Annotated in this window: 14 protein-coding genes; 11 read left to right on the top strand and 3 right to left on the bottom strand. The window is 63.6% G+C overall.

Going from position 1 to position 22,514, the window contains the following annotated elements:
* Positions 1 to 68: 68 nt before the first annotated feature.
* A complete protein-coding gene (gene coxB / locus ASG51_RS07955) occupies positions 69 to 908 on the bottom strand; it encodes a cytochrome c oxidase subunit II (protein WP_055954876.1) in 840 nt (279 codons plus the stop codon).
* Positions 909 to 1,222: 314 nt separating this feature from the next.
* Here coxB and ASG51_RS07950 point away from each other — a divergent pair, with 314 nt between their 5' ends.
* The 6 genes from ASG51_RS07950 to ASG51_RS07925 all read left to right on the top strand — a co-directional run bounded on the left by ASG51_RS07950 (position 1,223) and on the right by ASG51_RS07925 (position 8,391).
* A complete protein-coding gene (locus ASG51_RS07950) occupies positions 1,223 to 2,131 on the top strand; it encodes a LysR family transcriptional regulator (RefSeq protein WP_056380118.1) in 909 nt (302 codons plus the stop codon).
* A 167-nt stretch (positions 2,132 to 2,298) separates the two neighbouring features.
* Entirely contained in the window at positions 2,299 to 2,772 is a 474-nt protein-coding gene (locus ASG51_RS07945; protein WP_056380087.1) for a formate dehydrogenase subunit gamma, read from the top strand.
* Entirely contained in the window at positions 2,769 to 4,328 is a 1,560-nt protein-coding gene (locus tag ASG51_RS07940) for a formate dehydrogenase beta subunit (protein ID WP_056350331.1), read from the top strand. Before ASG51_RS07945 ends, ASG51_RS07940 begins: the two co-directional genes overlap by 4 nt.
* Before the next feature lie 13 nt (positions 4,329 to 4,341).
* Positions 4,342 to 7,203: a formate dehydrogenase subunit alpha gene (gene fdhF / locus ASG51_RS07935; protein WP_056380085.1), complete on the top strand. Its 2,862-nt coding sequence runs from the start codon at positions 4,342 to 4,344 to the stop codon at positions 7,201 to 7,203.
* Positions 7,190 to 8,059 (top strand): formate dehydrogenase accessory sulfurtransferase FdhD, encoded by an 870-nt coding sequence (gene fdhD / locus ASG51_RS07930; RefSeq protein WP_056380083.1) that lies wholly within the window; start codon positions 7,190 to 7,192, stop codon positions 8,057 to 8,059. Before fdhF ends, fdhD begins: the two co-directional genes overlap by 14 nt.
* 41 nt (positions 8,060 to 8,100) lie before the next feature.
* Positions 8,101 to 8,391 (top strand): formate dehydrogenase subunit delta, encoded by a 291-nt coding sequence (locus ASG51_RS07925; RefSeq protein ID WP_056380080.1) that lies wholly within the window; start codon positions 8,101 to 8,103, stop codon positions 8,389 to 8,391.
* A gap of 70 nt (positions 8,392 to 8,461) precedes the next feature.
* On the opposite strand, the gene ASG51_RS07920 is transcribed toward ASG51_RS07925, so the two are convergent.
* A complete protein-coding gene (locus tag ASG51_RS07920) occupies positions 8,462 to 9,376 on the bottom strand; it encodes a hypothetical protein (protein WP_056380079.1) in 915 nt (304 codons plus the stop codon).
* A gap of 700 nt (positions 9,377 to 10,076) precedes the next feature.
* On the opposite strand from ASG51_RS07920, the gene gltB reads away from it, so the two are divergent.
* The 5 genes from gltB (at position 10,077) to ASG51_RS07895 (ending at position 20,697) form a co-directional block, all read left to right on the top strand.
* On the top strand, positions 10,077 to 14,714 hold the full coding sequence (gltB, locus tag ASG51_RS07915; RefSeq protein ID WP_244480091.1) for a glutamate synthase large subunit: 4,638 nt from the start codon (positions 10,077 to 10,079) through the stop codon (positions 14,712 to 14,714).
* Positions 14,715 to 14,911: 197 nt separating this feature from the next.
* Entirely contained in the window at positions 14,912 to 16,342 is a 1,431-nt protein-coding gene (locus ASG51_RS07910; RefSeq protein WP_056380075.1) for a glutamate synthase subunit beta, read from the top strand.
* 115 nt (positions 16,343 to 16,457) lie between these two features.
* Positions 16,458 to 18,761, top strand: coding sequence for an FdhF/YdeP family oxidoreductase (locus ASG51_RS07905; protein WP_056380115.1), 2,304 nt, complete (start codon positions 16,458 to 16,460; stop codon positions 18,759 to 18,761).
* 65 nt (positions 18,762 to 18,826) lie between these two features.
* The gene (locus ASG51_RS07900) at positions 18,827 to 19,132 is read left to right on the top strand and encodes an RNA polymerase sigma factor region1.1 domain-containing protein (RefSeq protein ID WP_056380073.1); all 306 of its coding nucleotides are present in this window, start codon (positions 18,827 to 18,829) and stop codon (positions 19,130 to 19,132) included.
* Positions 19,133 to 19,314: 182 nt separating this feature from the next.
* Positions 19,315 to 20,697 carry a 3-deoxy-7-phosphoheptulonate synthase class II gene (locus tag ASG51_RS07895; RefSeq protein WP_056380071.1) on the top strand — a complete coding sequence of 461 codons (1,383 nt, stop codon included), beginning with the start codon at positions 19,315 to 19,317 and terminating at the stop codon, positions 20,695 to 20,697.
* A gap of 58 nt (positions 20,698 to 20,755) precedes the next feature.
* Here the strand turns inward: ASG51_RS07895 and ASG51_RS07890 are convergent, their stop codons facing one another.
* Positions 20,756 to 21,823, bottom strand: a complete 1,068-nt coding sequence (locus ASG51_RS07890; RefSeq protein WP_056380069.1) for an HD domain-containing phosphohydrolase — start codon at positions 21,821 to 21,823, stop codon at positions 20,756 to 20,758.
* Between the last annotated feature and the right edge of the window lie 691 nt (positions 21,824 to 22,514).

The raw sequence follows: 22,514 nt of genomic DNA, 5'->3' as shown, positions 1-22,514 counted from the left end.
TTTCTCGTGATCATCTCGATGGGTGGATCCGGGCGCCGCTCGAGGGCCCGGGTCCGGGATCCGCGCCCCTACCGGGCGTCGGCGAACTTCGACGGGTCGTCGATGCGGGCGAACTTGGTCTTACCCTCGGCGAGCCATTTGGCGTAGGCTTCCTCGCTCACGACCTGAACCGTGATCGGCATATAGGCATGTCGGGCGCCGCAGAGCTCGGAGCACTGGCCGTGGTAGGTGCCCTCACGCTCCGCCTTGAACCAGAACTGGTTCAGGCGGCCCGGAACGGCGTCGATCTTGAAGCCGAAGGACGGCATCGCCCAGGAGTGCATCACGTCGGCGGCGGTGACCTGGATCTTCACGATCTTGTTCACCGGTACGACCATGTCGTTGTCGGTGCCCAGCAGCTTGGGCTGCTTGTCCTCGTCGAGGTTGGCATCAAAGGTGAAGCCGCCCCCGTTTTCCACAGCCGGGTACTCGTAGGACCAGTACCACGCATGGCCGATGACCTTCACGAGGACGTCGGCCTTGGGATCGGAGAGCTGCGTGCGCAGCAGGCGGAACGACGGGATCGCGACGGCGACCAGGATCAGCACAGGGACGATGGTCCAGGCCACCTCGATCATGGTGTTGTGCGTGGTCTTCGAAGGCGTCGGGTTCGCCTTCTCGCTGAAGCGGAAGACGCAATAGAGGATCAGGCCGAGCACGAACAGCGAGATGCCGAACGACAGCCAATGCATGCCGTGCTCGAACGAGTGGATATCCCGGGCGTTCTCGGTGACGGCGACCTGACGGTCCATCTGCCACGGCACGGGCTGGCCGATGCCGGCCGCGAGAGCCGATGACGAAGAAACGAGGAACGCGCCGAGCGCGGCAAGCCCCCATGATGACCGGTGTTGCGCCTGCGTCGTCCGCATGTGCCTCTCGTGGCTCCCCGTGATTGTGATCGTCGATGCCGCGCGTCTTGCTGGCTTTGTTCTAAATCGCAAGTGCATTTCGCGGATCGCGGGCCGTTTGCGGGTAAGAACCCACGTCGGGCCGATTGGCGTGTCAGACCACAAGGGCGTGAGGCGCGCAACCGCAACAGCGTCGCATCAGACCGCTCGAAGGTCTCGACTCAAGCTGTTCACCGTCTATCGAAATGTCGCAGCCTCGGTAACGTGTCCTCCGGTATTCATCATGCCAGGTGAGGAAGCGTCGCCCGGCTTCGAGGCCGGCTGTGGGGTCGCGCGTGATTGAACGACTGGAATTCATCCTGGCTCTCGCCCGCGAGCGTCACTTCGGCCGGGCTGCCCAGGTCTGCAACGTCTCTCAGCAGACCCTCTCGGCCGGCGTGAAGCAGTTGGAAGAACGGCTCGGTGTGCTTCTCGTGCAACGGGGCTCGCGTTTCCAGGGGTTCACTCCGGAAGGCGAGCGCGTTCTCGAATGGGCGCGCCGCATCGTCGGGGATGCGCGGGCGATGCGAGAGGAGGTTGCGAGTCTGCGGCGCGGTCTTTCGGGAACGCTTCGACTCGCGACAATCCCGACGGCGACTCCGATCGTCGCTGCGCTCACGACGCCGTTCCGGGCGCGCCACCCGAACGTCCGCTTTTCTGTTCAATCGACGACCTCCGGGGAAATCGGGCGCCTGATCGCCGATCTCGAGATCGATGCCGGCATCACCTATCTCGAGAACGAGCCCCTCGGCCGATTGACCGCCGTGCCGCTCTATCGGGAGCGCTACCGCCTGCTGACCGCGATCGACGGGGTGTTCGGCGAACGGGAATCGGTGACGTGGGACGAGGTGGCGAGCCTGCCTCTGTGTCTGTTGACCCCGGATATGCAGAACCGGCGGATCATCGACCGGCAGCTTCTCAACGCGGGAACGGAATCCGCACCGCTTCTCGAGTCCAACTCGATGATCGTTCTCCTGACCCACGTTCGCACAGCCAAATGGGCGAGCATCATGCCGGCGGTTCTCGCCGACACGTTCCGTCTGAATGACCGCGTCAGAGCCGTGCCGATCATCGATCCGGATCTCAGCCACGTCGTCGGTCTCGTGGTGCCGGAACGCGAACCGATGACGCCCCTCTGCGCGGGGCTGATCGTGGAAGCGCGGGCCGTTGCTTCGTCCATTACCCAAATGATCGACGCGCTGTGAGAAAAGCTTGACGACGCGGCAAGAGGGACCAAGGTTGCGATGCCTTTTCGCGTCGCAGCATTCGTTTTCGACAAAAATCCGTTGTCGATCCACCGATCAGTGCGATTGATCGGGGGTTGGCGATATACCACCTTGGAACGAGAACAATCTCAGTCCGGGTAGGAATAATGGTGCCGAACGAACCCTGGAACGAGCCGCGGGCCGCCAGGATCATCGCCGAACATATTAACCTGGAGGGGGCGACGCTCCCGATCCTCCATGCGCTGCAGGAGACCTTCGGCTACGTCGACGAAGGTGCTGTGCCGCTGATCGCCGACGCGCTGAACCTGTCGCGTGCCGAGGTGCATGGATGCATCACCTTCTATCACGATTTCCGTCGCGCGCCGGCGGGGCGCCACCAGGTGAAACTCTGCCGCGCCGAGGCCTGTCAGGCCATGGGCTCGGACGCGCTGCACGCCCAGATCCTGTCGCGTTTCGGGGTCGACTGGCACGGGACGACCGCCGACGGCCAGGTCACGGTCGAGCCTGTCTACTGCCTCGGTCTCTGCGCAAACGGTCCCGGAGCCCTCGTGGACGACGAGCCTCTGGCCCGGCTCACCGCCGATTCCCTCGAAGCCGCCCTGACGGAGATGACATCGTGAGCATCACGATCACCGTTCCGCGCGATGCCGTGGCCCTCGGGCTCGGCGCCAATCGCGTGGCCCGCGCGCTGTTCGCCGGCGCCGAGCGCCGTGGCCTGGACATCACGATCGTCCGCACCGGGTCCCGGGGCCTCCTGTGGCTCGAGCCGATGATCGAGGTCGCAACGCCGGGGGGCCGTATCGCTTATGGACCGGTGACACCCGCCGACATCGACAGCCTCCTCGATGCGGGCCTCGTCGAGGGCGGTGCCCATCCCCTCCGCCTCGGGCGACCGGAGGAGATCCCCTATCTCGCGCGTCAGCATCGGCTCACCTTTCAACGCTGCGGCGTGGTCGATCCGGTCTCGGTCGAGGATTACCGAGCGCATGGCGGCTACCGGGGCCTCGAAGCCGCTTTGAGGCTCGACGCGGCCGGCATCGTCGCGGAAGTGCGTGAATCCGGTCTTCGTGGCCGCGGCGGCGCCGGGTTCCCTGCCGGGATCAAGTGGAACACGGTGATGCTCGCTCAGGCAGAGCAGAAATACGTGGTCTGCAATGCGGATGAGGGGGATTCTGGAACCTTCGCCGATCGCATGATGATGGAGGGCGACCCCTTCAACCTCATCGAGGGTATGACCATCGCGGGTCTGGCCACGGATGCCACCCGCGGCTACATTTACCTGCGCTCCGAGTATCCTCAGGCCTTCGCGACCCTTAAGGAGGCGATCGCCAACGGCATCAGGGCCGGCGTCCTCGGCGAGAACGTACTGAACTCCGGCAAGGCCTTTCATCTGGAAGTTCGCCTCGGCGCCGGCGCCTACATCTGCGGCGAGGAAACGTCCCTGCTTGAGAGCCTTGAGGGCCGCCGCGGCATCGTGCGCGCCAAGCCGCCGATTCCGGCCCTGAAGGGATTTCTCGGCCAGCCGACGCTCGTCAACAACGTGATGACCTTCACGGCCGTGCCCTACATCCTACAGCATGGCGCCAAGGCCTATGCCGAGTACGGCATGGGTCGCTCGCTCGGTACCCTCGCGATCCAGCTCGCCGGCAACATCAAGCACGGCGGACTGATCGAGTACGGCTTCGGCATCACATTGCGCGAGATCATCGAGGATTTTGGCGGCGGCACGCAGAGCGGGCGTCCGGTTCGCGCTGTCCAGGTGGGTGGCCCTCTGGGCGCCTACTTCCCCGACCACCTCCTCGACACGCCGCTCGATTACGAAGCGATGGCGGCCAACAAGGGTCTCGTCGGCCACGGCGGTATCGTCGTCTTCGACGACACCGTCGACATGGCCAAGCAGGCGCGCTTCGCGTTCGAGTTCTGCGCCGTGGAATCCTGTGGCAAGTGCACACCTTGTCGCATTGGCGCAACCCGCGGCGTCGAGACCATGGACAAGGTCATCGCCGGGATCCGGCCGACCGAAAATCTCGCCGTGGTCGCCGACCTCTGCGACGTGATGACCGACGGTTCGCTGTGCGCCATGGGCGGTCTGACGCCGATGCCCGTCATGAGCGCCATCACCCACTTCCCCGAAGATTTCCAGCAGCGCGGACCGATGTCCGTCGCAGCTGAATAAGGAGGCGCGATCGATGGCCCTCATCAAAGAGATCGACTACGGCACCCCGATCCGCGTGAGCGAGCAGACCGTCACGCTCACCATCGACGGCATGAACGTGACGGTGCCCGCGGGCACGTCGGTGATGGCCGCCGCCATGCATGCCGGCACGCAGATCCCCAAGCTCTGCGCCACAGACTCGCTGGAGGCTTTCGGTTCCTGCCGTCTCTGCCTCGTTGAGATCGAGGGACGTCGCGGCACGCCCGCTTCCTGCACGACGCCTGCCGAGAACGGCATGGTCGTCTCGACCCAGACGGACAAGCTCGCGAAGCTCCGCAAGGGCGTGATGGAGCTCTACATCTCCGATCACCCCCTCGACTGCCTGACCTGCGCCGCCAACGGCGACTGCGAGTTGCAGGACATGGCGGGCGCGGTGGGCCTGCGCGACGTACGCTACGGCTATGACGGCGCCAATCACGTCAAGCCGACCTCCGAGCAGTACCTACCGAAGGACGCGTCGAACCCGTACTTCACCTACGATCCGTCGAAGTGCATCGTCTGCAATCGCTGCGTCCGCGCCTGCGAGGAGACGCAGGGGACCTTCGCGCTGACCATCTCCGGTCGAGGCTTCGAGAGCCGCGTCGCTGCCGGCCCGACCGACTTCTTCAACTCCGAATGCGTGTCGTGCGGCGCCTGCGTCCAGGCCTGCCCGACCGCGACCCTGCAGGAAAAGTCGATCATCGAGTACGGTCAGCCGGACCATTCGGAGATCACCACCTGTGCCTATTGTGGCGTCGGCTGCTCGTTCAAGGCCGAGATGCAAGGCACCCGGATCGTCCGCATGGTGCCCTACAAGGGTGGCAAGGCTAATGAGGGCCATTCCTGCGTGAAGGGCCGGTTCGCTTACGGCTACGCCACCCACAAGGACCGCATCACCAAACCGATGATCCGCGACAAGATCACGGACCCCTGGCAGGAAGTCTCCTGGGAGGTCGCGATCGACCGAGCAGCGTCCGAGTTCAAGCGCATCCAGGCCAAGTATGGCAAGGATTCGGTCGGCGGCATCACGTCGTCCCGGTGCACCAACGAGGAGGCTTACCTCGTCCAGAAGCTCGTGCGCGCTGCCTTCGGCAACAACAACGTCGACACCTGCGCCCGCGTCTGCCACTCGCCGACCGGCTACGGGCTGATGTCGACGCTCGGCACCTCGGCCGGCACGCAGGACTTCGCGTCCGTGGCACATTCCGACGTGATCCTGGTCATCGGCGCGAACCCAACGGATGGCCACCCCGTCTTCGCGTCCCGCATGAAGAAGCGCCTGCGCGAAGGCGCGAAGCTCATCGTCGCCGATCCGCGCAAGATCGACCTCGTGAAGTCGCCCCACATCCAGGCCGACCATCATCTGCCGTTGAAGCCGGGTTCGAACGTCGCCTTCATCAATTCGATGGCGCATGTCATCGTCACGGAAGGCCTCGTCGACGAAGCTTATGTCCGCGAGCGTTGTGACCTCGGCGACTTCGAAGCCTGGGCGCGCTTCGTTGCCGACGAGCGCCATTCACCCGAGGCGCAGGCGACCTACACGGGCATCGATCCGACCGAGCTGCGTGCCGCTGCGCGGCTCTACGCCAAGGGCGGTGCCGCCGGCATCTATTACGGCCTCGGTGTTACCGAGCACAGCCAGGGCTCGACCATGGTCATGGGCATGGCCAACCTCGCTATGGCCACCGGCAACATTGGCATGCTGGGTGCCGGCGTGAACCCGCTGCGCGGCCAGAACAACGTCCAGGGCTCCTGCGACATGGGCTCCTTCCCGCACGAGCTGCCTGGCTACCGCCACGTCTCCGACGACGCCACCCGCGAGACCTTCGAGTCGCTCTGGGGCGTGTCGTTGGACCAGAACCCGGGCCTACGCATCACCAATATGCTCGACGAGGCCGTCGATGGTGCTTTCAAGGGCATGTACATTCAGGGCGAGGACATCGCCCAATCGGATCCTGATACGCACCACGTGACCGCCGGGCTGATGGCGATGGAATGCATCGTCATCCAGGACATCTTCCTCAACGAGACAGCGAAGTACGCCCACGTCTTCCTACCCGGCGCTTCTTTCCTCGAGAAAGACGGCACCTTCACCAATGCCGAGCGCCGCATCTCCCGCGTGCGCAAGGTGATGCCGCCTCTCTCCGGCGTCGGCGACTGGGAGGGCACGATGCTGCTGTCCAACGCCCTCGGCTATCCCATGAACTACAGCCATCCAAGCGAGATCATGGATGAGATCGCATCCCTGACGCCAAGTTTCTCCGGCGTGAGCTTCGCCAAGCTCGACGAACTCGGCTCGATCCAGTGGCCGTGCAACGAGGCCGCCCCGAAGGGCACGCCGATGATGCACGTGGACCGCTTCGTGCGCGGTCTCGGAAAGTTCATGATCACCGAGTACGTGCCCACCGAGGAGCGTACGGGCCCGCGCTTCCCGCTCATCCTGACCACGGGCCGCATCCTCTCGCAGTACAATGTCGGCGCGCAGACCCGTCGTACGGAGAACTCGCGCTGGCACGAGGAAGACGTGCTCGAGATCCACCCCTTCGACGCGGAGGTGCGCGGGATCGTCGACGGAGACCTCGTTGCGCTGGAAAGTCGCTCCGGCGACATTGCCCTGAAGGCCATCGTGTCCGAGCGCATGCAGCCCGGCGTGGTGTATACGACCTTCCACCACGCCAAGACCGGCGCCAACGTGATCACCACCGACTACTCGGACTGGGCCACCAACTGCCCCGAGTACAAGGTCACGGCGGTGCAGATCCGGCGGACGAACCGCCCCTCCGACTGGCAGGCGCGGTTCTTCGAGGAGGATTTCTCGTTGACCCGGATTGCGACACAGTTGAATGCGGCCGAGTGACCAGACCAGCCTGACGGCGAACGAGGATCATCCGGCGGTCGAGACCGCTCGGCGCGTCCCGACCCTGGTCGTCGCCTACGATGACCAGGAGCCACGGAGCGGCACCCGGCCCCTTGCGGTCGAGATGCCGGTCAACCTGATCTACGGCGCGGTGCCTTACGCCGTGATGATGACAACGCCGGCGGATCTCGTGGACTTCGCCTACGGGTTCAGCTTGACGGAGGGCATCATCGCCACCGCCGACGAGATCCGGTCGGTTCAGGTCGAGGCGGATACGACGGCGGGCGGCATGCGCCTTCTCGTCGATCTCGTGCCGGGGCGCCTGCGGGAACACCTCGCGCGTAAGCGCGCCATGTCGGGGCGTACCGGCTGCGGCGTCTGCGGAATCGACGATCTCGCGTCACTGCCGAAGACCGACGCGCCTCTGCACGGCGCCAGCCGGGTCACCATCGCGGCGATCCAGCGGGCCCTGATGGCCATGGGCGACGCGCAAGTGTTGAACGCCGAGACGCGGGCGGTCCATGCCGCGGCCTGGGCGAATCTCGATGGAAGCTTAGGGGCGCTGCGCGAGGATGTCGGGCGGCACAACGGCCTCGACAAGCTGATCGGCGCCTTGATCCGGCGCAAGACCAACCCGGCCGATGGATTCGTCGTCATCACCAGCCGCTGCTCCTTCGAGATGGTCGAGAAGTCGGCGAGCCTCGGCGCGACGGTGCTGGTGGCAATCTCTGCCCCGACTTCGCTGGCGATCGACCGGGCGCGTCTTCACGGCATGACGCTCTGCGCCATCGCCCGCTCAGATACCCTGACGGTCTTCACTGGACGCGAACGTCTCGACTTGCCCGCGCAGCCCTGACGCCACGCGATTCCCGCTCCCTCAACAGAGTTTTCGTACCGATGAGCGCCCTGACGTCCGACGAAAAACTTGTCCGCATGGCCAATCAGATCGCCACCTTCTTCCGGTCCTATCCGGACGAGGAGGCCGTGGCCGGCATTCACAAACACATCGTGGCGTTCTGGACGCCGAAGATGCGCAGAGCCCTCGAGGTTTGTGGACTCGATCCGGAGAGTGGCCTCGATCCCCTCGCGCTCAGGGCCCTTCAGGACACCCCGGCTGCCGATAGCCCCGTTCGTGCCGCCACCCGCGACCCGCATTTGCAGGGTGCAGGGGCCAGCGACGCCGGCTGATCCAATTCCGGAATCGTCAAACGCGAAGGACCACGCGGTCCTTCGCGTCTCATTACCGGCAGCGCTGACTTCAGTCCTTCTCCGGTTCCTTCGTGGTACCTGGCACGATCGTCGCGCCACCGATCACCCGGACCGGTCGCTTGGCGTCCGCCGGCACGTCCTTCCAGTTCTGCGCCATCGGCTTCGGCACCGGAGGCGGCTGCACCGAGGCCGGCGTCATGGCGGCGGCCGGTCCATCGACCTTCGGAGATGAGACCGCGGCGGTTACGGCGGCGGGGGCAGCGTCGGCCTTTGATCCGGCAGGGGGCACATCGGACAGCTTCGGCGCCCCGGGTGTGACAACAGGCGAACCCGCTTTGACCGTTGGGGTGAGGCGGACGACTTTTCGAGGTGTCTCGGACTTCGGCTTTGCGTCTGCCCCGCGAGCATCGGGGTTCAGGCCCATGGGATTCCGATCGGCAGGTCCGGGCGGCGCCGGCGGAACGGTCCGCGATCCGGCTTCCGATCGATTCGCAAGGTCCGGGAGGCCCGCCGGAGCGGGGCGCGCACGGCGAGCCTGATCCTGCGGGAAGGGGATGTCCGCGGGCGGTATGATTCTTTCGGCTTGCCGGATCGGCTGACGGATCGCCTCGTCGTCTTCGGTCCAGCCATAGCCGGGTGCACGGCGCACGATCCGCGGAGGTGCGTCGGGCGCTATGTCCAGCCGATGGCGTCCAATGATTCGACCGTCGCGCGCATCGACGAAGAGCCGGAGGCGATCACCATAAGGATTCGATGCCTCGACGATATACGCCTGCCCATCGAAGCGTGGACGCGTGACGTCGGTGAATCCGCGGTCATTCAGCCGCCACACGACGGCACGGGGCGGTAGAAGGAGGTCAGGCTCGTAGGCGTATTGCGCCTGGGCAGCGAGCGCGGCTGAAAGCGTCATGACACCGGCCAGGATGCCGGCCGACAAGGCGCGGGATGAGGGGGATGCACGCATGGGCTTCCTGCGAGACGAAAACATCGCTGTGAGATCCAGAGAGATGTCGGTGCGGAGGCCTGCTGTTGTCGCAGGTCCTCCGCTCCAAGGTCCGCCGGGATTCGAGACAATCCCCGCACGCCGCTTGTGCTCGGCACGCCGTGTAAACAGGCCGAATGGGGCGAGATTGCGAGGCTGCCACCGTGGGTTCGGGGTAAACGGATCTGGCTCGTTCCGATCACCCGTGGGCCTGCGGCGAGAAAGCTCGCGGCGGGAGGGAACCATGCGCCGGAAAACCGCAGTGAGTCACCGGACACGCCCTTGCTGGAGCGGTTAAAATCTGTCACTTTCCACCGGTAGGACAGTAACGCTGTCCCATTCCCGGCAGGGTATCTGTCCGGATGGCTGTGAGGATCTCGCTCAGGTGACGTTGCCGGCGACCAAACGAGATTCGAAGCCGGTCGCCATCGCGGCGATCCGGGCCCGCACGGCTTGAAACCAAGCCGGCGTCGAGCCCGCGAGTTGCGGGCGCTTCCTGACCGAAGAACCCGCCTAGAGCCGACGCTGTCGAGAGACAAACCCGGAAGCCCCTCGGGCTCTGGGCATGAAACATGCTCGCTTGCGGGCAGGTCGGAGGCGAGAGATGGTGGACGTGGTCGCATCTTCTGAGTTCGGGGCGCTGCAGGCGTCGGTTCCCGCCACCCGCGAGGGGACCGCGCCGCTGATCGTGCGCGACCGGGCTCTGCCGAAAGTTCAGGGGCTTTACGACCCGGCTCGCGAGAGCGACGCCTGCGGCGTGGGCTTCGTCGCCGACATGCACGACCGGCGGACGCATGCCATCGTCCAGCAAGGCCTCCAAATCCTGAAGAACCTTGATCATCGGGGTGCCGTAGGCGCCGATCCGAAGATGGGCGACGGGTGCGGTATACTGGTTCAGATTCCGCACGCATTCTTCAAGGCTGAGGTCGAGGCACTCGGTATCACCTTACCCGAGCCCGGACATTACGGGGTCGGCCAGTTCTTCATGCCGAAGGATTCCGAGGCCCGTCGCCTCGTCGAGGAGATCGTCGAGAAGGCCCTGGCCGACGAGGGACTGCCCTTCCTCGGCTGGCGCGATGTGCCGGTCGATCCGAGCGACCTCGGCGTGACGGTCAAGGAGACAGAGCCCTGCCACCGGCAGATCTTCATCGGCCGTCCTGCCACGGTGTCGGACGAGGACGCTTTCGAACGTCGACTGTTCACCGCTCGCAAGGTGATTTCGAACAAGGTCTATGGCCTGAAGGACGAGCGCGCGAACACCTACTATCCCGTGTCCCTCTCGACCCGTACCATCGTCTACAAGGGCATGGTTCTGGTCGATCAGCTCGGCGAATACTATCGCGACCTGCAGGACGAGCGCTTCGTTTCGGGCCTCGCTCTGGTGCACCAGCGCTTCGCCACCAACACCTTCCCGACCTGGCGCCTGTCGCACCCCTACCGGATGGTCGCCCATAACGGCGAGATCAACACACTGCGCGGCAACGTCAATTGGATGGCGGCACGCCAGGCGAGCGTCGATTCGGAGCTGTTCGGCAACGATATCTCGAAGCTCTGGCCGATCTCCTATGAGGGCCAGTCCGACACCGCGTGCTTCGACAACGCCCTCGAATTCCTCGTCCAGGGTGGGTATTCGCTGGCCCACGCGATGATGATGCTCATCCCGGAAGCCTGGGCCGGCAATCCGCTGATGAGCGAGGAACGCCGTGCATTCTACGAGTATCACGCCGCCCTGATGGAGCCGTGGGACGGTCCGGCTGCCGTCTGCTTCACCGATGGCCGCCAAATCGGCGCGACCCTCGATCGCAACGGCCTTCGACCTGCGCGCTACCTCGTCACCGACGACGGCCTCGTGGTGCTGGCGTCCGAGATGGGCGTGCTCCCGATCCCGGATGAGAAGATCGTCGAATCCTGGCGCCTGCAGCCCGGGCGGATGCTGCTCATCGACCTGGAGAAGGGCCGCATCGTCTCCGATGAGGAGATCAAGAGCGAGCTCGCCGCCGCGCATCCCTACGCCGAGTGGGTCAAGAACACCCAAATCGTCCTTGAGGACCTGAAGCCCGTGATCCCGCGGGCCTCGCGTTCGGACGTGTCGCTTCTCGATCGCCAGCAGGCCTTCGGCTACAGCCAGGAAGACCTCAAGCTTCTCATGGCGCCCATGGCGGTCACCGGCCAGGAGGCCGTCGGCTCCATGGGCACCGATACGCCGCTCTCGGCGCTGTCCGACAAGCCGAAGTCGCTCTATTCCTATTTTAAGCAGAACTTCGCGCAGGTGACGAACCCGCCGATCGACCCGATCCGCGAGGAAGCGGTGATGAGCCTCGTCTCGTTCATCGGCCCGCGCCCGAACCTGCTCGACATGGAGGGCGCCTCCCGCAAGAAGCGCCTTGAGGTTCGCCAGCCGATCCTGACCAACGGCGACCTCGAGAAGATCCGCTCGATTTCCCATTTCGAGGACCGGTTCGACACCAAGACCCTGGACATGACCTTCCCGGCCGAAACCGGTGCGGCGGCCATGGAGGGCGCGGTCGATCGCCTGTGCGATCGGGCCGAGGTCGCGGTGCGCGGCGGCTACAACATCATCATCCTGTCGGACCGGGGCGTCGGGCCGGATCGCATCGCGATTCCGGCACTCCTCGCGACTGCCGCCGTGCACAATTACTTGATCCGCAAGGGACTGCGTACTTCCGTCGGCCTCGTGGTCGAGTCGGGGGAGCCACGCGAGGTACATCACTTCGCTTGCCTCGCCGGTTACGGCGCCGAGGCGATCAACCCCTATCTAGCCTTCGAGACGTTGATCGCGATGAAGGACGAGTTCCCGCCGGACCTGACGCCGGACGAGATCGTCTACCGCTACATCAAGTCGATCGATAAGGGCCTGCTCAAGGTCATGTCCAAGATGGGCATCTCGACCTATCAGTCCTATTGCGGTGCGCAGATCTTTGACGCGATCGGTCTGAATTCCGCTTTCGTCGAGCGGGACTTCTTCGGAACCGCGACGACGATCGAGGGCATCGGTATGGCCGAGGTTGCACAGGAGACCGCGCGGCGTCACGCCGATGCTTTCGGCGACTCCCCGATCTATCGGACTGCCCTCGATGTCGGTGGTGAATACGCCTATCGCCTGCGCGGTGAGAGCCACACCTGGACGCCCGATTCGGTCGCGACGCTGCAGCATGCCGTGCGCCTCGGCCTGCCGGAGCGCTACCGGGAATATGCGCGGCTGGTGAACGAGCAGGAGAACCAGCTTAAGACGATCCGCGGGCTGTTCCGCATCAAGCAGGCGGCCGAGATCGGCCGGGCGCCGGTCGACATCAATCAGGTCGAGCCCGCGGCCGATATCGTCAAGCGGTTCGCCACAGGCGCCATGTCCTACGGCTCGATCTCGAAGGAGGCGCATGAGACATTGGCAATCGCGGTGAACTCGTTCGGCGGTCGCTCGAATTCGGGCGAGGGCGGCGAGGAGGTCGAGCGCTTCAAGCCGATGGCGGACGGGCGCTCGCGCCGCTCGGCCATCAAGCAGGTCGCTTCCGGGCGCTTTGGCGTCACGACGGAATATCTCGTCAATTCCGACATGATGCAGATCAAGGTTGCACAGGGTGCCAAGCCGGGCGAGGGCGGCCAGCTGCCCGGCCACAAGGTCGATGCCAAGATTGCCAAGGTCCGCTACGCCACCCCCGGCGTCGGCCTGATCTCGCCGCCTCCGCATCACGACATCTATTCGATCGAGGATCTGGCGCAGTTGATCTTCGACCTGAAGAATGTGAATCCCGAGGCCGACGTCTCGGTGAAGCTCGTCTCCGAGGTCGGCGTCGGAACAGTCGCGACCGGCGTCGCCAAGGCGCGCGCCGATCACATCACGATCTCGGGCTTCGACGGCGGCACTGGTGCGGCCCCGCTGACCTCGATCAAGCACGCGGGCGGCCCCTGGGAAACGGGTCTGGCCGAGACCCAGCAGACCCTGGTGCTGAGCCACCTGCGCGGGCGCGTCGTCCTTCAGGCCGACGGTGGCATCCGCACGGGCCGCGACGTCTTGGTCGCGGCCCTGCTCGGGGCCGACCAGTTCGGTTTCTCGACCGCGCCGCTGATCGCGGCCGGCTGCATCATGATGCGCAAGTGCCACCTGAACACCTGCCCGGTGGGAGTGGCAACGCAGGATCCCGTTCTGCGCAAGCGCTTCAAGGGGACGCCCGAACACGTGATCAACTACTTTTTCTTCGTGGCCGAGGAGTTGCGGGAGTTGATGGCGTCCATGGGCTTCACCAAGATCGAGGACCTTATCGGACGGGCCGACCTCCTCGAAACGCTGGAGGTGATCAATCACTGGAAGGCGCGCGGTCTCGACTTCTCGAAGCTGTTCCACCGCCCGGAAGTGCCCGAGCACGTCGCGATCCGGCACACGGAAAAGCAGAAGCATCCGATCGATACGGTGCTCGACCGACGCCTGATCGCCGGCGCGCAATCGGCCCTTGACGGCGGAGAGCCTGTAGTGGTGCGGGAGGAGATCAAGAACTCGGATCGTACGGCCGGCGCCATGCTTTCCGGAGTCGTGGCCAAGCGGTACGGCCACGAGGGTCTGCCCGACGACACCATCCGGTTGGAGCTGTCCGGAACGGCCGGCCAGAGCTTCGGCGCCTGGCTCGCGGCGGGTGTCACGTTGGTACTCACCGGCCACGCCAACGATTACGTCGGCAAGGGCCTGTCCGGTGGCAAGCTGATCATCCGCCCCTCCGACGCCCTGCGGGCGCCGGGCTCGCACACCATCATGGCCGGCAACACGGTCCTTTACGGGGCGATCGCGGGCGAGGCCTACATTCGCGGTTCGGCCGGTGAGCGCTTCGCCGTCCGCAATTCGGGTGCCATCGCGGTGGTCGAGGGCATGGGCGACCACGGCTGCGAGTACATGACCGGCGGCGTGGTGGTGTCGATCGGCGAAACCGGACGCAACTTCGCGGCGGGCATGTCGGGTGGCATTGCCTACGTCCTTGACGAGGACGGCTCGTTCTCGGCCCGTTGCAACCTGTCTATGGTCGATCTCGAACCCGTCGAGGAGGAGGACGACCTCATGCGTCGATTCCACCAGGACGGCGACCTGGAAACGAAGGGCCGTGTCGACATCCTGGCCGATATGTCGGGCCATGACGAGGAACGCCTGTCTCAACTCATCACCAATCACCTGAAGTACACGGGCTCCCCGCGTGCCAAGGCGATCCTCGATGATTGGGCCGGCTACCGCACCAAGTTCGTCAAGGTGATGCCGGTGGAGTACCGGCGAGCCCTGCGCGAAATGGAAATGGCGCGGATGCCGGTGGCGGCCGAGTAGGCGCTGCACGACCGAAATTCTATTGAGACGGTTCCCGGTTCGTTGACGAACTGGGAGCCGCACGGGTCAGCACCTTGAGATGGCTGACGCATGAGGCGGGGCGGTGAGAGGCCGATCTGCCGGGTGAAAGCGGAATAGGCCGTCGAGGCCGCCTTCCGCGCGACGGATCAGACAGACTCGCGAAAGACGGTCAGACGATGGGCAAGGTCACGGGTTTCCTCGAATTCGACCGGCAGGAGCAGAAGTATCAGCTCGCCGCCGATCGCGTGCGCCACTTCCGCGAGTTCACGCTGCCGCTCGACGAGCACGATCTCAAGAAGCAGGCGGCTCGTTGCATGGATTGCGGCATCCCGTTCTGCCACGGGCCGACGGGTTGCCCGGTTCATAATCAGATCCCGGACTGGAACGAGCTCGTCTACCAGTCCGACTGGGAAGAAGCGGCACGCAACCTCCATTCAACCAACAACTTTCCAGAATTTACCGGCAGGATCTGCCCAGCGCCCTGCGAGGAGGCGTGCACGCTGAACCTCGAGAATCAGCCGGTGGCGATAAAGACCATCGAGCAGGCGATCGCGGACCGCGCCTGGAACAACGGATGGGTCAAGCCTGAGCCTGCCGATCATCATACCGGAAAGAAAGTCGCGATCATCGGCTCCGGCCCTGCAGGGCTCGCAGCTGCGCAGCAACTCGCCCGTGTCGGGCACGAGGTCCACGTCTTCGAGCGCGAGCCCAAGGCCGGTGGCCTGCTCCGCTACGGCATCCCCGACTTCAAGATGGAGAAGCGCCACATCGACCGGCGCGTGAAGCAGATGGAGGGTGAGGGCGTTCACTTCCATTACGGCGTCAATGTTGGAATTAACAAGCAGCTCGACGAACTCACCGCTGAATTCGACGCAGTGCTGTTCGCCGCTGGTGCCGAGGACCCGCGTGATCCGCAGTTGCCCGGCCAGGATTTGGAGGGCGTCCACTACGCAATGCCATTCCTGGTGCAGTCCAACCGCCGCGTCGGTGCCGAGCCGATGCCGGGGAACGGCGAGGCTCCCATCCTCGCCACCGCCAAGAACGTCGTCGTCATCGGTGGTGGCGACACCGCTTCGGATTGCGTCGGCACCTCGTTCCGTCAGGGCGCCTTGTCGGTGACGCAGCTCGATATCCGGCCTCGCCCACCGGAGCGCGAGGACAAGCTCTCGGTCTGGCCGTACTGGCCGACCAAGATGCGGACCTCTTCCAGCCAGGCCGAGGGCGCCGAGCGCGAGTTCCAGGCCGCGACGCTCCGGTTGGAGGGCAAGAAGGGCAAGCTCACCGGCGTCGTCTGCACCCGCGTTGATGAGAAGCGTCAGCCGATCCCGGGCGGTGAGTTCACGCTACCCGCCGACCTCGTGTTCCTGGCGATCGGCTTTGCCGGCTCGGTCCGGAAGGGCCTGCTGGAAGAGTCCGGCGTCGTCATGGACAAGCGTGGGAACGTGACGGCGAACGAGCTCGACTACCGGACGTCGAACGAGAAGATCTACACAGCGGGCGATATGCGCCGCGGTCAGTCCCTTGTGGTCTGGGCCATCCGCGAGGGGCGTCAGGCGGCGCGTTCCATCGACGAGGCCCTGATGGGCGCGAGCATCCTGCCGCGCTGAAGATGATGTCGGACTGGATTGCGACGTCTCGCCGTCGCAGTCCGGAACACGCCGGGTCTACGCATCATTGCTGTCCTGACACCCAAGATGTCGGGATACGCGCATGACCGAACCGATGGCCGAACCCAAGATCGAACCTTATGACGGGCCTGCGGGAGGCTGGGGTTCTGCGGGCTCCCTCGCGGAGATCCTGACGCGGGAACAGATCCCAGTCTCCGGCGCGGCGCTGCTGATGAAGCAGAACAAGCCGGACGGCTTCATGTGCGTCTCGTGTGCCTGGTCGAAGCCGGCCAAGCCCAACACCTTTGAGTACTGTGAGAACGGGGCAAAGGCCACGGTCTGGGAGCAGACCGCCAAGCGGATCGGACCCGACTTCTTCCAGCGCCACACCGTGAAGGAACTGCTGAGCTGGACGGACTACGCCCTTGAGGAACAGGGACGCCTGACCCATCCGCTCCGCTATGACCCCGGCAGCGACAGGTACGTGACGGTGTCGTGGGAAGAGGCTTTCGCGGAGATCGGACGCGAGCTGCGCGCCCTCGATCCGAACGCCGCGGTCTACTACACCTCTGGCCGGGCTTCGCTAGAGACCTCATACATGTACGCGCTTATGGCGCGAATGCATGGCACCAACAACCTGCCCGACTCTTCGAATATGTGCCATGAGCCGACCTCGGTCGGACTCAAATCATCGATCGGATCGCCGGTCGGGACCACGATCCTGGAAGATTTCGAATCGACCGATCTGATCCTGTTCTTCGGACAGAACGTCGGTTCGAATGCCCCTCGCATGCTCCACCCTCTCCAAGAGGCACGAAAGCGGCGCGTTCCGATCGTCACATTCAACCCGCTGCGGGAGCGCGGCCTGGAGCGCTTCACGAACCCGCAATCGCCGACCGAGATGCTGACGCGCAGCTCCACCGAAATCTCGACGCAGTACCATCAGGTGAAGGCGGGCGGAGACCTCGCGGCGATCACCGGCATGTGCAAGGTCTTGATTGCCGCCGACCGCGAGGCGATGGAGGTCGGCCGCCCGCGTATCCTCGACGTCGATTTCATCGCTGAGCACACCCACGGCTTCCGGGAGTTCGTCGCATTCTGCGATTCGCAGTCATGGGCGGACATCGAGACGCGCTCGGGGCTCACCCGCGAGGCGCTGGAGGCGGCGGCGACGGTCTATGGGCGGGCCCGTTCAGTCGTTGCGGTCTACGGCATGGGCCTGACCCAGCACCGCCGTGGGACCGAGGGCGTACAGATGCTCGTGAATCTCATGCTTCTGCGCGGCAATGTCGGTCGCCCCGGGGCCGGGCTCTGTCCGGTCCGTGGGCATTCCAACGTCCAGGGTCAGCGCACCGTCGGCATCACGGAGAAGCCGGAGCTGGCACCCCTCGACAAACTCAAGGAACTCTACGACTTCGAGCCGCCGCGGGAAAAGGGTTGCAACACCGTCGAGACCTGCGAGGGTATCATTGCCGGTGAGGTGAAGGCCTTCATCGGTCTTGGCGGCAACTTCATCCGCGCCGTGCCCGATACCGTCCGGATGGAGAAAGCTTGGCGCGCGCTGCGCCTGTCGGTGCAAATCTCGACCAAACTGAATCGCTCGCACCTAGTTCATGGTGCCGTGTCCTACATCTTGCCCTGCCTCGGCCGGATCGAGGTCGACGAGCAGGCCAGCGGCCCACAGGCGGTCTCGATGGAGGATTCGACCTCCTGCTTCCACGGATCCCGCGGACAAACCAAGCCGGTCAGCGATCAGGTGCGCTCCGAGCCGTGGATCGTTGCTGAGATGGCGAAGGCATTGCTGCCGCCGAACCCGAGGGTTGATTGGGACGGTTGGGTCGGTGACTACGCCAGGGTTCGGGATGCGATCGAAGCGACCTATCCAGATGTCTTCCAGGACCTGAACGGCCGGATGTTTCAGCCCGGAGGTCTCCACAAGCCCGTCGCGGCGCGTGATCGCAAGTGGGAGACCGAAACCGGCAAGGCCAACTTCACCGTTCCGGGCGGCCTGGAGGCCGACCCTGACATGCGCAGCAACCGCCGCGACGTGCTCGACCTGATCACCCTTCGCTCGAACGATCAGTTTAACACGACGATCTACGGCTATGACGACCGCTTCCGTGGTGTGAAGGGCACTCGGATGGTGCTGTTCATGAACGAAAAAGACATCGAGCGCTTCGGACTCGCCGACGGCGAGATGGTGGATCTTTCGGCCGACGCCGATGATGAGTTCCTGCGCGAGGTCAACGGCCTGCGGGTGATCAAGTACGGCATCCCGGAGGGTAACGTCGGTGGCTATTACCCGGAGCTCAACGCCCTCATTCCACTCTGGCACTACGACCAGCAGGCTAAAACGCCGGCCGCCAAGGCGATCCCGGTGCGGATTCGGAAAGGGGCGCCGATCGCTGTCGCGGATTGACGCGAAGTTGACTTTCCGCCGCTGGTCCCCTCGACGACCGGCGCCACAGACCCATAATCGACGGCATGGACCGCTCCGACGACGCCCATGACCGCCGCCAGACCATCATCGACCGGATGCTCGCTCAGGCGTTGGATTCGGTTTCGAATGAGCGGAGCCCGAGTCATGACGGACTGCCGAAGGACATGCGGGCAGTGGTCGATGTGCTCCTGGCCAAGGCCGAGGCACTGCGCCAGCGTCGCCTGACCTATGCCGACTTGGAGGCTGCGTTGCCGCCGCGGGATGTCACGGCGGAAGACCTGGAAGCGATCTTCTGGATCCTGTCCGAGCACGGAATCGCCATCGAAGACGGCGATTCGGGTGTAGACTGATTGGACGTGATTTAAATCGAAATCGGCGATTGCTCTTTTTAATCCAGACTCGCGCGCGTTGGGTGAATAGCAGCTACGGCTCGGCATCTCTCGCCTCTGCCGAAGAACCGCTTTATAAGCCGCGCTTCTCCGCGGGGCCCTCCGCCGCGCGGAGCCGACCGAAAGGCGGAACGGAGACGATTATGGCCGAGCGTTGGACACCGAAGACCTGGCGAAACCTGCCGATCCAACAGGTACCTGCCTATCCGGATGCCACCGCCCTGGAATCGGTCGAGTTACAGCTCGCAAGCTTCCCCCCCCTGGTGTTTGCAGGTGAGGCGCGGAAGCTTAAGTCGGCCTTGGCTCGAGTCTCGACTGGCGAGGCGTTCCTGCTCCAAGGGGGAGATTGCGCCGAGAGCTTCGACGAGCATTCGGCCGATAACATCCGCGACTTCTTCCGGGTATTCCTGCAGATGGCTCTCGTACTCACCTTCGCGGGCGGCTCGCCCGTGGTGAAGGTGGGGCGGATCGCCGGTCAATTCGCGAAGCCTCGTTCCTCACCGACTGAGACGATGAACGGCGTGACCCTGCCGAGCTACCGTGGCGACATCGTCAATGGTCTGACTTTCACGGAGGAGGCCCGCGTGCCCGACCCGCGCCGTCAGCTCGAAGCGTATCGCCAATCGGCGGCAACGCTCAACCTGCTGCGTGCCTTCGCGACTGGTGGCTATGCCAATTTGGAGAACTCGCACCGGTGGATGCTCGGCTTCGTGAAGGATTCTCCGCAATCCTCGCGCTACGCCGATTGCGCTGAGCGGATGACCGAGACCCTCGACTTCATGCGGGCCATCGGCATCAATCCGGAGACGCACCAAGAGGTTCGCACTACGGATTTCTACACCAGCCACGAAGCCTTGCTCCTGGGCTACGAAGAGGCACTTACCCGTGTCGATTCGACGAGCGGCGACTGGTACGCCACGTCAGGCCACATGCTCTGGATCGGTGACCGGACCCGGCAGCCGGATCACGCGCACATTGAATATGCGCGCGGCATTAAGAATCCGATCGGCCTCAAGTGTGGTCCGTCGATGACGGCCGAGGGTTTGCTCCAACTCGTGGATCAGCTGAACCCGGCCAACGAGGCTGGGCGCCTGACGCTGATCTGTCGCTTCGGAGCAGATAAGGTCGGAGACCACCTTCCCGGCCTAATCCGGGCTATCGCGCGCGAGGGCCGCAAGGTGGTGTGGGTCTGCGATCCGATGCATGGCAACACCATTTCGGCCGGAGGTTTCAAGACGCGTCCATTCGAACGGGTGATGCAGGAAATCGAGGGCTTTTTCGGCGTCCACCGTGCCGAAGGGACCATCGCTGGCGGCATCCACCTCGAGATGACTGGCAAGGATGTGACCGAGTGTACCGGCGGTGCCCGTGCGTTGACGGCTGAAGACCTGCGCGATCGCTATCACACCTACTGCGATCCACGCCTGAACGCCGAGCAGGCCTTGGAAGTGGCGTTCCTCACCGCGGAACTCGTGAAGCGAGAACGCTCGGCGATCGAACGTCCTCGCCTCGACGCTGCCGAGTAGCGCTCCGCTCGCCGGGCGACGTCGGAAGAGCCTTGCAGCTCGTTCCGACGTTGCGTTCTCAGGATTGGGAACCCGGGTCCAGCATCGCGTTCCCAAAATGCTGCACCAGACTCGTCTCGAGTTTTCCGGTCATCCCTGAGAGGATCGCCAGTGCGTCACGCGGCGGCATCGGCTTCTTATAAGAGCGGCTTTCCGTCAGAGCTGCGTAAATGTCGCAGATGGTCAGCAATCGGACGGTGTCGCTGATCTCCGATCCAACAAGACCATCCGGATAGCCGGATCCGTCCAGCATCTCATGATGATGGCGGACGGCGCCGAGGGTAGCCGCGTCACACCCGCTCTCGCGTAGGATGTCGTAACCGATCACCGGATGACGGCGCATGATAACCATCTCGTCGGCATCGAGGCGCCCGGGCTTGTTCAGAATCTCCAGCGGGATTTGCGCCTTGCCGACATCGTGCAGAAGGGCGGCCCGCACGAAATGTTCGCGATCCTCGGTGCGAAAGCCGAGATGCAACACGAACTGAGCCGCAACACCGGCAACGAGGAGACAGTGCTGGTACGTGGCATCGTCATGCGTCCAGACGGTCTCCAGCCAACGTGTTAGGCCGCCTTCCTTCACTGCAGCGAGGATTGGATCCAGCCCGGCATCGACCTGCGCCAGAGAGATTGGGCCGCCCCCACGGACGCCGTCGAAAAGGCCGCTCAGAATTTCCTTGGCGCGTGACACATTCTGAAGGACAGGCTGTATGCAGAGATCCGGCTCCGCTGTCTTCATCTCCGCCTGAAGTGCCTGCACGACGAGGTGCGGCGCGGTATAAGCGGGAAAGCAGATCGTTGCGCCGAGGTTGCGAGCCTGACGCAGATCGGTGTCGGTTGTCGATCGAAGGAGACAGATGACCGGTATATCGGTCGCCTTGCCGTGGTGCAGAAAACTACGGAGACGGCTCATCGACTCGCGTCGGCTCAAGGTCAGATCGGATACGATTGCGCGCGGCTGGACGTTCGACGGATGATCGTCGCCCGCAGCGATGACCTCGCAAGGTCCGATCGTTCTGATGAGTTTTTCCAAGGCCGCGCTCCGATCTGGACGATCAGTGAGCAGGTAAATGGCTCCTTGCGCCATGACGTGCGGGCTTCCTCCAGCGACCTTGATTGCGTATCCCGATGGCGAATGGGATATTAGTGATATAGTTTGCCTTCGAGAGGCTTCTTTTTGCTGATCGTGTATTCGACAGCTTTTTAAACACGATATCAATGTTGTTTGGGTCAGTGCAATCTGTGACACCCGCGCCGGAAATGCTCCGCACTTGTAAATTGTCATATGATACGATTTAACAGCAATAGCACGGTACGATAATGATCCGTAAGTGTTCTCAAGCCGTAAATTGCTGACGAGAAACGATGCGTGGACAGATCAATTCGATAGTCGAGCGGCGCGGAGGGCATGAGCGGAGGCTTAACAACCTTAGGTTCGATAAGCATACTTTCGCGCAGGGTTTTTTCAGGCGTCATTATTCCATCAAGTCGTCATTAAGCTATCTTCTCAGTTTCAAAGGTGATCAATTTTTATTTCTATGTTGTGTTACAAAACATTTAATTGAAAATCTCAATCGTGCTAAATTGAGTAAAACTCTGAACTTAAAAATTTAAACTTTTTTATTTAAATATAATCCAAGTATTTACATTGAAACTTAAAGATTTGATACCTTCAAAGATCCCTATAAGATTTCGTTTTATTCGTAGTTATATACGAATGCCCGCACAATTCCAACTGACAGAATTTAATTGATACATCGAAGGATCTTGCACGCGCA

The organism is Methylobacterium sp. Leaf465, from assembly GCF_001424705.1.
Taxonomy (GTDB): Bacteria; Pseudomonadota; Alphaproteobacteria; order Rhizobiales; family Beijerinckiaceae; genus Methylobacterium.
This window is presented reverse-complemented; position numbering and strand designations above follow the sequence as displayed.